Raw genomic sequence first — 11,679 nt, 5'->3', positions numbered from 1 at the left:
GCCCGCGCGCCCCCCCTCCCACCCGCTGAAAGCCACCGCTCCCGAGGCCGGGACCCAACGGGGCGACCCCGACGCCGGCGCGCCGCCCGAGGACTGGGCGCGGCTGCTGCTCGCCGGGGGCCCCCGGTCGGTGGTGGTGACGCTGGGGGCGGAGGGCGCGCTGGTGGCCGACGACCGGGGTGTGGTGCGGATCCCCTCCGCGAAGGTGGCCGCCGTGGACACCACCGGCGCGGGCGACGCGTTCACCGCGGCGCTGGCCTGGCGGCTGGGGGCGGGGGGGTCCCTGGCGGAGGCGGCGCGGTACGCGGCCCGGGTCGGTGCGGCCGCGGTGACGAAGCGGGGCGCGCAGGAGTCGTTCCCGACGGCCGCGGAGGTCGACGCGCTGTGAAGAAGGCGGGAATCCTCAACCGCCACCTCTGTGGCGCGCTGGCCGAGCTGGGCCACGGGGACGGGGTGCTGGTGTGCGACGCAGGCATGCCGGTACCCGACGGCCCGCGGGTCGTGGACCTGGCCTTCCGGGCCGGTGTCCCGTCCTTCGCCGAGGTGCTGGACGGCCTGCTGGACGAGCTGGTGGTGGAGGGCGCGACGGCCGCGACCGAGGTGCGGCGGGCCAATCCGGCGGCCGCCGCACTCCTGGACGACCGCTTCCCTGGCCTGGCCCTGGTCCCGCACGAGCGGCTCAAGGAGCTGTCGCGGGGAGCGCGTCTGGTCGTACGCACCGGGGAGGCACGGCCGTACGCGAACGTGCTGCTGCGGTGCGGAGTGTTCTTCTAGCCCGCGCCGCCGGGCCACGGAAAGCTTCGAGGGGACCCGGTCCGTCGACCAGGTCCCCTCGGCTCTTCCCCTCCGTATCAGAACCCCCGCGATCCCCCCGGATCCCCCTCCAGAAGTCCTGATGCCAAGTACGACACGGCAGGTGGGAGAAGGGTTGTACGGGAATCCGGGATTTTTTCGGCCGACCGGCACCGGGTCCCCTCCCGCATCCGCCAGGCTGTCCGGGGCGCGGCCCACGAACTGCGACAGGGCCGCCTCGACGCCGGTGTCACCGCTCGACCGGGTGCTGCCGTCGGGCAGGCCGATCCGCACTCCGCCCCCGTCGGTGCACTCCGCTCCCGTCGGTGCGCGCCGCGCAGGTGAGCAGCGGTCGCCACAGCCGCGGGTTCTTGGCACCGGCGACCTTGCCCGTCTCCCGGTCGACCAGGGCCGGCCGCCGGTCCCCGGCCAGCCCGCGTTCGGTGACCTCGGCGGCGCGGATCCGTTCACCCGGCATCGACTTGACGGGGTGGCGGCGGAGGACGGCACGGGCCCCCGGCCCTCTCCCACCACCCAGTGGCCGGCGGCCGGTTCCAGCGGCCCCTAGTGCCGGATTCGCCCCGCTCACCCGCTCATTGGATCACGTGTTCCATGAACCGCGCCGCGGTTTCCGCGAGCACCTCCCGGCCGTCCCGGGCCCACAACCCCTCGTTGAACAGCTCGACTTCGATGGGAGCCGTGTAGCCGGCCGCCTCCACGTACCCCTTCCACTCCCGCATGTCGATCGAGCCGTCCCCGATCTGCCCGCGCCCGTTGAGGACGCCCTCGGGCAACGGGGTGGTCCAGTCGGCGAGCTGGAAGCTGTGGATGCGGCCGCCCGCTCCCGCCCGGGCGATCTGCTCGGGGGCCGAGTCGTCCCACCAGACGTGGTACGTGTCCACCGTGACGCCGACCTGGTGCGCGGGGAAGCGTTCCGCCAGGTCCAGGGCCTGGGCGAGGGTGGAGACCACGCAGCGGTCGGAGGCGTACATCGGGTGCAGGGCCTCGATGGCCAGCCGCACACCGTGGGACTGCGCGTACGGGCCCAGCTCCGCCAGGGCGTCGGCGATGCGCTCCCGGGCGCCGCGCAGGTCCCTGGAACCGGCCGGGAGGCCGCCCGAGACCAGCACCAGCGTGTCCGTGCCGAGTGCGGCGGCCTCCTCGACGGCCCGGCGGTTGTCCGCCAGCGCCGCCGCACGTGCCGCGGGGTCGATCGCGGTCAGGAAGCCGCCCCGGCACAGCGTGGTCACGGTGAGGCCCGCGTCGCGGACCAGCCTGGCCGCCGCCCCGAGTCCGTACGCCTGCACGGGCTCCCGCCACAGGCCGACGCTGGCCACGCCCAGCTCGTCGCAGGCTTCGGCCAGTTCGGGCAGGGAAAGCTGCCTGACCGTCATCTGGTTGACGGAGAAGCGCGAGAGGCCCTCGGACGAGTTCACCGGTTCACCCCGTACAGCGACAGCAGGTTCTTCATCCGCTCCTCCGCCAGCTTCGGATCCGGGAACAGGCCCAGGCGGTCGGCGAGTTCGTAGGCGCGGGCGAAGTGCGGCAGGGAGCGGGCGGACTGGAGGCCGCCGACCATCGTGAAGTGCGTCTGGTGGCCCGCGAGCCAGGCCAGGAAGACCACTCCCGTCTTGTAGAAGCGGGTCGGGGCCTGGAAGAGGTGTCGGGACAACTCGACTGTCGGATCGAGGAGTTCACGGAATCCGGCCGTGTCGCCCGTGTCGAGGACCCGGACCGCCTCCGCCGCCAGCGGGCCGAGCGGGTCGAAGATGCCCAGGAGCGCGTGGCTGAAGCCCTTCTCGTCGCCCGCGATCAGCTCGGGGTAGTGGAAGTCGTCGCCGGTGTAGCAGCGCACCCCCGGCGGGAGGCGGCGGCGCAGGTCGATCTCCCGCTGGGCGTCCAGCAGGGAGATCTTCACTCCGTCGACCTTGTCGGGGTGGGCGGCGACGACCTCGAGGAAGGTGCCGGTGGCCGCGTCCAGGTCGGACGAGCCCCAGTAGCCCTTCAGCGCCGGGTCGAACATCGGGCCGAGCCAGTGCAGGATCACCGGTTCGGAGGACTGGCGGAGCAGATGGCCGTAGACGTCGAGGTAGTCCTCGGGGCTCCGGGCGGCTGCCACGAGAGCCCTGGACGCCATCAGAATGGCCCGTGCGCCCGACTCCTCGACCACGGCGAGCTGCTCCTCGTACGCGGCACGGATCCGCTCGAGCGAACCGCCGGTGATCTGGTCGGTGCCGACGCCGCAGGCGATGCGGCCGCCGACCGACCTCGCCTCGGCGGCGGAGCGCCGGACCAGTTCGGCCGCGCCCGCCCAGTCCAGGCCCATTCCGCGCTGGGCGGTGTCCATCGCCTCCGCGACGCCCAGCCCGTGGGACCACAGATGACGGCGGAAGGCGAGGGTGGCGTCCCAGTCGAGGGCGGCGGGCGAGTCCGGGGAGACGTCCGCGTACGGGTCGGCGACGACGTGCGCCGCCGAGAAGACGGTACGGGAGGTGAAGGGGGTGCCCGGGGTGAGGGCGAGGGGTTCGGAGCGGGGCTCGTACGACCGCAGGCCGCCGTCGGCACCCGGCAGTCGGAGGGTCACAGGGAGATCTCCGGAACGTCGAGGCGGCGGCCCTCGGCCGAGGACTTCAGGCCCAGCTCGGCGAGCTGGACGCCACGGGCACCCGCGAGCAGGTCCCAGCGGTAGGGCGTGTCCGCGTACACATGCCGGAGGAACAGCTCCCACTGGGCCTTGAAGCCGTTGTCGAAGTCCTGGTTGTCCGGGATCTCCTGCCACTGGTCGCGGAAGGCCTCGGTGGCGGGGATGTCCGGGTTCCAGACCGGCTTGGGGGTGGCGGAGCGGTGCTGGACGCGGCAGCCCCTCAGTCCCGCCACGGCGGAGCCCTCGGTGCCGTCGACCTGGAACTCGACGAGCTCGTCCCGGTTGACGCGGACCGCCCAGGAGGAGTTGATCTGGGCGACGGCGCCGCCCTCCAGTTCGAAGATGCCGTAGGCGGCGTCGTCGGCGGTGGCGTCGTAGGGCTTGCCGTTCTCGTCCCAGCGCTGCGGGATGTGGGTGGCGGTGAGGGCCTGGACGGACTTCACACGGCCGAACAGCTCGTGCAGCACGTACTCCCAGTGCGGGAACATGTCGACGACGATGCCGCCGCCGTCCTCGGAGCGGTAGTTCCAGGAGGGGCGCTGGGCGGGCTGCCAGTCGCCCTCGAAGACCCAGTATCCGAACTCGCCGCGGATGGACAGGACCCGCCCGAAGAAGCCGCCGTCGATGAGCCGCTTCAGCTTGAGCAGACCCGGCAGGAAGATCTTGTCCTGGACGACGCCGTGCTTGACGCCGGCGGCGTGCGCGAGCCGGGCGAGCTCCAGGGCGCCGTCGAGGCCGGTGGCGGTGGGCTTCTCGGTGTAGACGTGCTTGCCTGCGGCGACGGCCTGCCTGATGGCCCGCTCGCGGGCGGAGGTCACCTGGGCGTCGAAGTAGATGTCGACGGTCGGGTCGGCGAGGACCGAGTCCACGTCCGTCGACCAGTGCTCCAGGCCGTGCCGCTCGGCGATCTCCCGCAGGGCGTGCTCGCGCCGGCCGACCAGGACCGGCTCCGGCCACAGCACGGTGCCGTCACCGAGGTCGAGGCCGCCCTGGTCGCGCAGGGCGAGGAGGGACCGGACGAGGTGCTGGCGGTAACCCATGCGCCCGGTCACGCCGTTCATGGCGATACGCACCGTCTTGCGTGTCACGTCATTCCCTTCGTAGGCGTTGCGCGCCTGGTCGCCGGCCGCTTCTCCTGTTTTCCCCGGTACTGCCGGCAGACCTCGCAGCAAGCGCTTTCTATCAGAGGAGAAGCTAGCCTCTGACCAGTGGTCCGGACAAGGCCGTGTCCACATCGAGTTGTTCGAGGGGGCGAACAAGAGGGGTCCTGGGCCGTAAGGTCTGCTCGAACTGCACGAAACCGTGGCTGTGCGGCCGTGACCTGTGCGCGGCCTGTGTACGACATGTACGCCGTACGGCCTGTGTACGACGACGTACGCCGACCCAAGGACGTACGACGAGAAGCGCGACCGGAGGACGACGAGATGACGGTGACCCTGGCGGACGTGGCGGCCCGCGCTCAGGTCTCGCCCGCGACGGTGTCGCGCGTGCTGAACGGCAACTACCCCGTGGCCGCCTCCACGCGCGAGCGGGTGCTGCGGGCGGTGGACGAGCTGGACTACGTCCTCAACGGCCCGGCGAGCGCACTGGCCGCGGCGACGTCGGACCTGGTGGGCATTCTCGTCAACGACATTGCGGACCCCTTCTTCGGCATCATGGCGAGCGCGATCCAGGGCGAGATCGGCGGCCCCGGCGGCCGCGCGGGCGGGGAGCGGCTCGCCGTGGTCTGCAACACGGGGGGCTCGCCGGAGCGCGAGCTGACGTATCTGACCCTGCTCCAGCGGCAGCGGGCCGCGGCGGTCGTCCTGACGGGCGGGGCCGTGGAGAACGAGCCGCACGCGACGGCGGTGTCGGCGAAGCTCCGGAAGCTGACGGAGGCGGGAACGCGCGTCGTGCTGTGCGGACGCCCGCCGGCCGCCGACACCCCGGCGATCGCCCTGGCCTTCGACAACCGCGGCGGCGCACGCCAGCTGTCCGAGCATCTGATCGGCCTGGGCCACCGCCGGCTCGGCTACATCGCGGGCCCGGAGGAGCGCACGACGACCCGTCACCGGCTGGAGGGCCACCGGGCCGCGCTGGAGGCGGCGGGCATCGAGGACGATCCGCGCCGGACGGTCCACGGCCGGTACGACCGGCGGTCGGGCTACGAGGCGACGCTCGAACTGCTGCGCAGGGACCCGTCCCTGACCGCGGTGGTGGCCGCGAACGACTCCGTCGCGCTGGGCGCGTGCGCGGCCCTGCGGGACTCCGGCCTGCGCATCCCCGAGGACGTCTCGGTTGCGGGCTTCGACGACCTGCCCTTCAGCATCGACGCGGTGCCCTCCCTCACGACGGTACGGCTCCCTCTGGCCGAGGCCGGGGCGCGGGCCGGCCGCATCGCGATGGGCCGCGAGGAACCGCCGCCCGGGGGGATCGCGACGGTACGCGGGGAACTGATGGTGCGTGGGTCCTCCGGGGTACCTCGGGGCTGACGGCACCTGTGCCCGTGTCCTCCCCGGGATGACGCGGACGTCAACCGCGCCGGCTGTCCTCGCCCGGGGCGCGGCGACCTCGGCCCCGGCACGGTCGGGGAGAGCCTCCGCCCCGGCGAAATCGCATGTCCCGCCCCGGGGTTGGTGTCCCCGAAATGTGGCTTCCTCCGGTGCCCGGCGCGGCGGTCCGCCGGGCACCCTTGACCTCAACCTTCCTTGAGGTACCAGGCTCGGATCATGGACACCGACTCCCTGAACGCGGACGCGCAGATCCGCACCCTTGTTCACCGTCTCTTCCGTGCCCTGGACGAACGCGCTTTCTCCCCGGGCTGGATGCGTGCCCACGTCACCCCCGACGCGCGAATGGAGACCCCCCTCGGGAACAGTGAGGGCGACGAGGCCGTGCGGCAGACCGAGAGGGCGCTCGGGCGGTACGAGCGGACCCAGCACATCGCCTCGGGGATCCTCACCGACGTCGGCACCGGGACCGCTACCGCGTCCTGGAACGCGTTGATGACCCACGTCCACCGCGAGGACACCCTGCGGGCCCTCGGCCCGGACACCGAGCCCCTGTTCGTCGTCGGTGGACACTACGAGGCCGATCTGTGTCTCACCCCCGGCGGCTGGCGCTTCCGGCGGATCGCCGTCCGTCCCGTGTGGACGAAGGGCCGGCCACCCCTGCTGCCGCCCACCGACGGTTCCCGCGCCCCGCACCGGTCTCCCCAGCCGTGAGCGGCGGCGGGTTCGCGCACGGCGGCCCGCGGCTCTTCGCACTGCCGGTGATCCTGGGCGGCGGAAAGCCGGTCTTCCCCGAGGGCCGCGTCGAGCGGACCCCGGACCGGGCGAGGAGTCCCGGACCTGTCCTCGGCCAGGGCGGGGGCATGGACGGGCCGCGCGCGGTGGCCTAGCCTCGGAGGGACGGTATCTCTGACTGAGTCAACCATCCGGGGAGCCGACCGACCATGACCGTCCAGGACATCCGCGCCTTCAACCGCTTCTACACGAACGTCATCGGCGCCCTCGACTACGGCCGCCACCTCTACGCCCCCTACACCCTCACCGAGTCCCGCGTGCTGTACGAGCTGGCGCACTCCCCTCGTACGGACGCGGCGGACCTCCGTACCGAACTCTCGCTGGACGCCGGCTATCTGAGCCGGATCCTGAACAAGTTCGAGCGGGACGGCCTGGTCGAGCGGTCGGCGTCGGAGAAGGATCCTCGCCGTCGGCGCATCTCGCTCACCCCACGGGGCCGGGAAGCCGCCGAGCTGCTCGACGAGCGGGCCCGGGAAACCGTCGGCACGCTGCTCAAAACGGTCGGTCCCGGCGACCGGCCGCGCCTCGCGGAGGCGATGCGGACCATCCGCACCCTTCTGGGGGACGAGCACGCCCCGGACACCGGCGACGTCGTGCTGCGTGAGCCCGGCCCCGGAGACCTGGGCTGGATCGTGCAGCGCAATGCCGCGCTGTACGCCGCCGAGTACGGGTGGAACGCCGACTACGAGGGGCTGGTCGCGAGGATCGTCGCCGACTTCGCTCAGGACCACGACCCGCATCTGGAGCGGGTGTGGATCGCCGAGCGGGGCGGGCGTCCGGTGGGATGTGTGATGTGCGTACGGGACGAGGCCCCCGCCACGGCCCGGCTGCGTCTGCTGCTGGTCGAACCCGACGCGCGCGGGCTCGGCATCGGCGACCGGCTGGTCGGGGCGGTCATCGACTTCGCCCGTGGGGTCGGCTACCGCGAGCTGGTGCTGTGGACCAACGACGTCCTCGCCTCGGCCCGCCGCATCTACCGGCGCCACGGCTTCACCCTCGTCACCGAGAAGCCCCACCGCTCCTTCGGCAGGGATCTGGTGGGACAGGACTGGCGCCTGGATCTGCACGTACCGGGGAGGGGCGAGTAGTTTCGTAGACATGAAGCTCGCCTTCTCCACCCTCGGTGTCCCCGGTCTGCCCGTAGCTGAGGTCCTGGCGCTAGCGACCGGTCACGGCTATCACGGCGTCGAGCTGCGCGCCCACCCCGAGGAACCGGTTCATGTCAGCCTCGGAGCGGCGGAACGGGAGGATGTGGCCGCCGAGTGCAAGGCGGCGGGGATCGAGATCGTGGGACTGGCCGGGTACACGCGTGTCGCGGCACCGGGTGACGACGGGCTGGTGCTCGCCGAGATCCACGGCCTCCTCGACCTCGCGCACGACCTGGGCGCCCCCTTCGTCCGGGTCTTCCCCGGCGCCGCCCCCGACCAGCCCCGGGAGGAGGCCGACGCCACGGCCGCCCGCAGGCTGGGCACCGCCGCCGAGTACGCCTCCGCGCTGGGCGTCCGCATCCTGCTCGAGACCCATGACTCGCACCGTACCGGCGCCGACGCGATCCGGGTCCTGGGCCGGGTCGGCCACCGCCAGGTCGGCGCGCTGTGGGATGTGATGCACACCTGGCTGGGCGGCGAGCAGCCTTCGGAGACCTACGCCGCGCTCTCCCCGTACCTCGGATACGTGCAGGTCAAGGACATCGCCTCGGCCGACGACACCAGCCCGCTGCCGCTCGGCGCCGGCGTACTGCCGCTCACCGAGTGCGTGGACGTGCTGTGCCGGCACGGCTGGGACGGGTGGCTGTGCTGGGAGTACGAGAAGCGGTGGTACGAGGCGGCGCCGCCGCTCCAGGAGCTGCTGGGCACGGGCCGGGAACATCTCGCGCGGCTGCTCACCGACGCCGCGTGACACTCGCCCCCGAGGCGCGCTCCCCGGGGGGAGCGGGCGCGGGCCTGCCCGTTTATTGACTGGCCTGGTCGCCGGGATCGCGGCTAGCCTCCCCCGGTGATTCAGCCACCCGCCCCGCCGTACTCCGTCGTGCCCTCATGAGCCTGACGCGTTCGCTCATCGACGTCAGACCGCTGCGCACCTCCCCGGTCTTCCGGCGGCTGCTGATCGGCCGGACGGTGTCCGTGCTCGGCAGCTTCATGACCATGGTCACCGTGATGTACCAGGTCTGGGACATGACCCACAGCGCGGCCTGGAGCGGCGCGGTCGGGCTGGCCCAGGCGCTGCCGCTGGTGGGTTTCGGCCTGTTCGCGGGGGCATGGGTGGACCGGGCCGACCGGCGCCGGATCTTCCTGACGGCGACCGTCGGGCAGGCGGCCTGCTCCGCCCTGCTGGCCGTGCAGGGCTTCACCGGGCACGTCCCGGTGGCCGCCGTCCTCGCGCTGGTCGCCGCGCAGTCGTCGTTCGGCGCGCTCGGCGCACCGGCCGCGGGTGTCTTCGTGCCCCGGCTGCTGCCCAAGGACCAGGTGGCCGCGGGACTGGCCCTGAACCAGATCACCGGCCAGTCGATGATGCTGCTCGGCCCGGCGCTGGCCGGTGTCCTGCTGGGCTGGCTGGGCATCGGCACCTGCTACCTGCTGGACACCCTGAGCTTCGCCCTGTCCTTCTACGGCGCCTTCGGCCTGCCCTCGCTGCCACCCGCGGGGGAACCGTCCCGGGCAGGTCTGCACGGCGTGCTGGACGGCCTGCGCTTCCTGGCCGGGCACCGGGTGGTGCGGGGCGCGCTGATCACCGACCTGGCGGCGACCGTCCTGTCGTTCCCGGCCAGCCTCTTCCCCCTGGTCAACGCCGAGCGCTTCGGCGACCACCCGCGCACGCTGGGCCTCTTCCTGTCCGCGATGGCGGTCGGCGGTATCGGTGCGACGGCCCTGTCCGGCTCGGTCACCCGGCTCGCACGGCCCGGCCGGGTGATGCTGTGCGGGGCGGCGGCCTGGGGCGCGGCTCTCGTCCTCTTCGGCATGTCCACGGACCCGTGGACATGCCTCGGCCTCCTGGTGGTGGCCGGAGCGGCCGACGCCCTGTCCGTCGTCTCGCGCTCCACGATCGTGCAGACCCGCACTCCCGACGCCCTCCTGGGCCGGGTCACGGCGGCGGAGACGATCGTCGGGCAGGCGGGGCCGAGCCTCGGCAACGTACGCGGCGGCCTGGTCGCCGGCTGGACCTCAAGTGCCACGGCCCTGATCAGCGGCGGCCTGCTGTGCCTCCTGGCCGTGGCGGCAGTCGGCGCCACGACACCGGAACTGCGCGACCGGGCTACCCCGCAGCCGGACGTGCCGTGAGCGGTACGGAAGCGCCCAGACACCACTCCAGCACAGCGGGCCAGGAACCGTAGCCCGCGACAAGGTCCAGATGACCGGCGCCCGGGAGGATGTCGGTGGGCACGCCGAGAGGGTCGCCGAAGACGGTTCGCGCGCCCTCGGGGCAGTACGGGTCGTCGTCGCCTGCGACGAGCCGGGTGGGCCCGGGGAGGGTGAAGTCCAGGGCGGGCGGGGCGAACTCCGCGATCTCCGGATGCCGTGCGAGCACCGAGGCGGACGGCGGCGCGACGAGCAGCACCCGGTCCACCTCCCGCTGCTCGGCCATCCCGCGGGCGGCCGCGTGCAGCCAGAGCACTGCGGAGGCGCTGTGGGCGAGCACGACCCGTTCGCCGGCCGGGTCGAGCCCGCGGAGGTGACGGGCGAGTTCGCCCAGCCAGACGTCGAGGCCGGGGTCGTCGGGGTCGGGCAGCTGGGGATAGGTGACCCGGTGTCCCAGCTCGGTGAGCCGGTCGGCCAGCCAGTGCTGCCAGTGGTCCTCGGGGCGGTGGTTCTGCCAGCCGTGCAGGACGAGGAAGGAACGCGTGGTCATGGAACGCATGATTTCCGACCCCGGAATCCAGGTCCAGTTAATCTTCTGCGGTGGAACAGACAAGCCACGCCTTCACAATCGACCTCCGCCGCCTCACCGTGCTGCGCGAACTCCGGCGCAGGGGAAGCCTGGCGCGGACGGCCGAGGCCCTGCACCTGACCCCCTCGGCGGTCTCCCAGCAGATCGCGTCGCTCGCCCGCGAAGTGGGCGCCCCGCTGACGGAACGGGACGGCCGGGGCGTACGGCTGACGGGTCAGGCCCGGGTGCTGCTGGCGCACGCCGACGTCATCGCCGCCCAACTGGAACGGGCGCGGGCGGACTTGACCGCGTACGGGGAAGGCGGCCGGGCCCGGGCGCGGATCGGCTGCTTCTCCAGCGGCATCCTGGGCCTGCTGCCGGCCGCGCTGCGGGCCCTGCGCGACCGTCTGCCGCACGTTCGCCTCGACGTCGTGGAGGCCGAACCGCCGGATCTGTTCACCGCGCTCGACGGCGGTCAGGTGGATGTGGCGGTGGCCGTCGACTTCGCGGCGGCCCCGCCCCACACGGACCCCCGCTACACCAGGGAGGACCTGCTCACCGACGTCCTGGACGTCGCCCTCCCGCCAGGTCATCCCCTCGTGGACCGCGCCGGGGTGCCGTTGCGCGAACTGGCCCTGGACACCTGGGTCGTCGGCGACGCGCTCAGTTGCTGCGGGGCGGTGACCCGCTCGGTCTGCGCGGCGGCCGGCTTCACGCCCGACGTCCGCCACGACGTGAACGACTGGGCGGCACTGGCGGGCCTGGTCGAGGCGGGGGCGGGGGTGGCCCTAGTCCCCCGCCTGGTGCGGTCGCTGTACGCCGGCCGGAACCTGGTCCTGCGCCCGGCGGAGGGCGATCCGCCGTCGCGGAACGTCTTCGTGGCCGTACGGGCCGGCTCGGAGCGGGATCCGGTGCTGAAGGCGGTGCGGGAGGAACTGCGGTCCGCGGCCGACGACTTGGGAGCGGCCCGCCCGGGAGGCGGCGGCCGGGACGCCGTCGTCGGCCGTCCCGGGTCCGCCGGCTGATCCCTCAGCCGGTCAGCCCCGCCCGCAGCCGCGCGAAGGCCTCGTGGAATCCGGGGAACGTCTTCCGTAC

At 73.1% G+C, this 11,679-nt stretch carries 14 protein-coding genes; 9 read left to right on the top strand and 5 right to left on the bottom strand.

The window, feature by feature from the left end; genetic code table 11:
* Positions 1–388: PfkB family carbohydrate kinase (locus ACFW2E_RS28740; protein ID WP_384469973.1), on the top strand; the 388-nt coding region annotated here is incomplete at its 5' end.
* Positions 385–774, top strand: coding sequence for a D-ribose pyranase (rbsD, locus tag ACFW2E_RS28735; RefSeq protein ID WP_384469972.1), 390 nt, complete (start codon positions 385–387; stop codon positions 772–774). The genes ACFW2E_RS28740 and rbsD, both read left to right, overlap by 4 nt.
* 268 nt (positions 775–1,042) lie before the next feature.
* On the opposite strand, the gene ACFW2E_RS28730 is transcribed toward rbsD, so the two are convergent.
* Genes ACFW2E_RS28730 through ACFW2E_RS28715 form a run of 4 tightly spaced genes read right to left on the bottom strand, consistent with a single transcriptional unit; the run spans position 1,043 to position 4,524 of the window.
* The gene (locus ACFW2E_RS28730; protein ID WP_384469971.1) at positions 1,043–1,381 is read right to left on the bottom strand and encodes an MOSC N-terminal beta barrel domain-containing protein; all 339 of its coding nucleotides are present in this window, start codon (positions 1,379–1,381) and stop codon (positions 1,043–1,045) included.
* Between the two features lie 4 nt (positions 1,382–1,385).
* Positions 1,386–2,186, bottom strand: coding sequence for a sugar phosphate isomerase/epimerase family protein (locus tag ACFW2E_RS28725; RefSeq protein WP_384469975.1), 801 nt, complete (start codon positions 2,184–2,186; stop codon positions 1,386–1,388).
* A gap of 38 nt (positions 2,187–2,224) precedes the next feature.
* The gene (locus ACFW2E_RS28720; protein ID WP_384469970.1) at positions 2,225–3,376 is read right to left on the bottom strand and encodes a dihydrodipicolinate synthase family protein; all 1,152 of its coding nucleotides are present in this window, start codon (positions 3,374–3,376) and stop codon (positions 2,225–2,227) included.
* Positions 3,373–4,524 carry a Gfo/Idh/MocA family protein gene (locus tag ACFW2E_RS28715; protein ID WP_384469969.1) on the bottom strand — a complete coding sequence of 384 codons (1,152 nt, stop codon included), beginning with the start codon at positions 4,522–4,524 and terminating at the stop codon, positions 3,373–3,375. The genes ACFW2E_RS28720 and ACFW2E_RS28715 overlap by 4 nt, the downstream gene beginning before the upstream one ends.
* Before the next feature lie 336 nt (positions 4,525–4,860).
* On the opposite strand from ACFW2E_RS28715, the gene ACFW2E_RS28710 reads away from it, so the two are divergent.
* The 6 genes from ACFW2E_RS28710 (at position 4,861) to ACFW2E_RS28685 (ending at position 9,998) form a co-directional block, all read left to right on the top strand.
* Positions 4,861–5,907, top strand: coding sequence for a LacI family DNA-binding transcriptional regulator (locus tag ACFW2E_RS28710; RefSeq protein ID WP_384469974.1), 1,047 nt, complete (start codon positions 4,861–4,863; stop codon positions 5,905–5,907).
* Between the two features lie 237 nt (positions 5,908–6,144).
* Positions 6,145–6,639, top strand: coding sequence for a nuclear transport factor 2 family protein (locus ACFW2E_RS28705; protein ID WP_384469968.1), 495 nt, complete (start codon positions 6,145–6,147; stop codon positions 6,637–6,639).
* Positions 6,636–6,815: a hypothetical protein gene (locus ACFW2E_RS28700; protein ID WP_384469967.1), complete on the top strand. Its 180-nt coding sequence runs from the start codon at positions 6,636–6,638 to the stop codon at positions 6,813–6,815. The genes ACFW2E_RS28705 and ACFW2E_RS28700 overlap by 4 nt, the downstream gene beginning before the upstream one ends.
* Positions 6,816–6,869: 54 nt before the next feature.
* Positions 6,870–7,808, top strand: a complete 939-nt coding sequence (locus ACFW2E_RS28695; RefSeq protein WP_384469966.1) for a GNAT family N-acetyltransferase — start codon at positions 6,870–6,872, stop codon at positions 7,806–7,808.
* A 10-nt stretch (positions 7,809–7,818) separates the two neighbouring features.
* A complete protein-coding gene (locus tag ACFW2E_RS28690; RefSeq protein WP_384469965.1) occupies positions 7,819–8,619 on the top strand; it encodes a sugar phosphate isomerase/epimerase family protein in 801 nt (266 codons plus the stop codon).
* A gap of 137 nt (positions 8,620–8,756) precedes the next feature.
* Entirely contained in the window at positions 8,757–9,998 is a 1,242-nt protein-coding gene (locus ACFW2E_RS28685) for an MFS transporter (protein WP_384469964.1), read from the top strand.
* Here the strand turns inward: ACFW2E_RS28685 and ACFW2E_RS28680 are convergent.
* Complete coding sequence (locus tag ACFW2E_RS28680; RefSeq protein WP_384469963.1) at positions 9,973–10,566, bottom strand: RBBP9/YdeN family alpha/beta hydrolase; 594 nt, start codon at positions 10,564–10,566, stop codon at positions 9,973–9,975. The genes ACFW2E_RS28685 and ACFW2E_RS28680 overlap by 26 nt on opposite strands.
* A 50-nt stretch (positions 10,567–10,616) precedes the next feature.
* On the opposite strand from ACFW2E_RS28680, the gene ACFW2E_RS28675 reads away from it, so the two are divergent.
* Entirely contained in the window at positions 10,617–11,609 is a 993-nt protein-coding gene (locus ACFW2E_RS28675) for a LysR family transcriptional regulator (protein WP_384469962.1), read from the top strand.
* Positions 11,610–11,679: the final 70 nt, after the last annotated feature.

Origin of the sequence: Streptomyces sp. NPDC058964 (genome assembly GCF_042741275.1) — a bacterium.
Taxonomy (GTDB): Bacteria; Actinomycetota; Actinomycetes; order Streptomycetales; family Streptomycetaceae; genus Streptomyces.
The sequence above is the reverse complement of the archived record's forward strand: the minus strand, read 5'-3'. Positions and strand labels throughout refer to the sequence as shown.

Excerpts from the sequence above, each read along its gene's own strand:
- ACFW2E_RS28695 (WP_384469966.1), top strand. The coding sequence starts at position 6,870 with ATGACCGTCCAGGACATCCGCGCCTTCAACCGCTTCTACACGAACGTC.
- ACFW2E_RS28680 (WP_384469963.1), bottom strand. The coding sequence starts at position 10,566 with ATGACCACGCGTTCCTTCCTCGTCCTGCACGGCTGGCAGAACCACCGC.
- ACFW2E_RS28690 (WP_384469965.1), top strand. The coding sequence starts at position 7,819 with ATGAAGCTCGCCTTCTCCACCCTCGGTGTCCCCGGTCTGCCCGTAGCT.
- ACFW2E_RS28685 (WP_384469964.1), top strand. The coding sequence starts at position 8,757 with ATGAGCCTGACGCGTTCGCTCATCGACGTCAGACCGCTGCGCACCTCC.
- ACFW2E_RS28725 (WP_384469975.1), bottom strand. The coding sequence starts at position 2,186 with ATGACGGTCAGGCAGCTTTCCCTGCCCGAACTGGCCGAAGCCTGCGAC.
- ACFW2E_RS28705 (WP_384469968.1), top strand. The coding sequence starts at position 6,145 with ATGGACACCGACTCCCTGAACGCGGACGCGCAGATCCGCACCCTTGTT.
- ACFW2E_RS28710 (WP_384469974.1), top strand. The coding sequence starts at position 4,861 with ATGACGGTGACCCTGGCGGACGTGGCGGCCCGCGCTCAGGTCTCGCCC.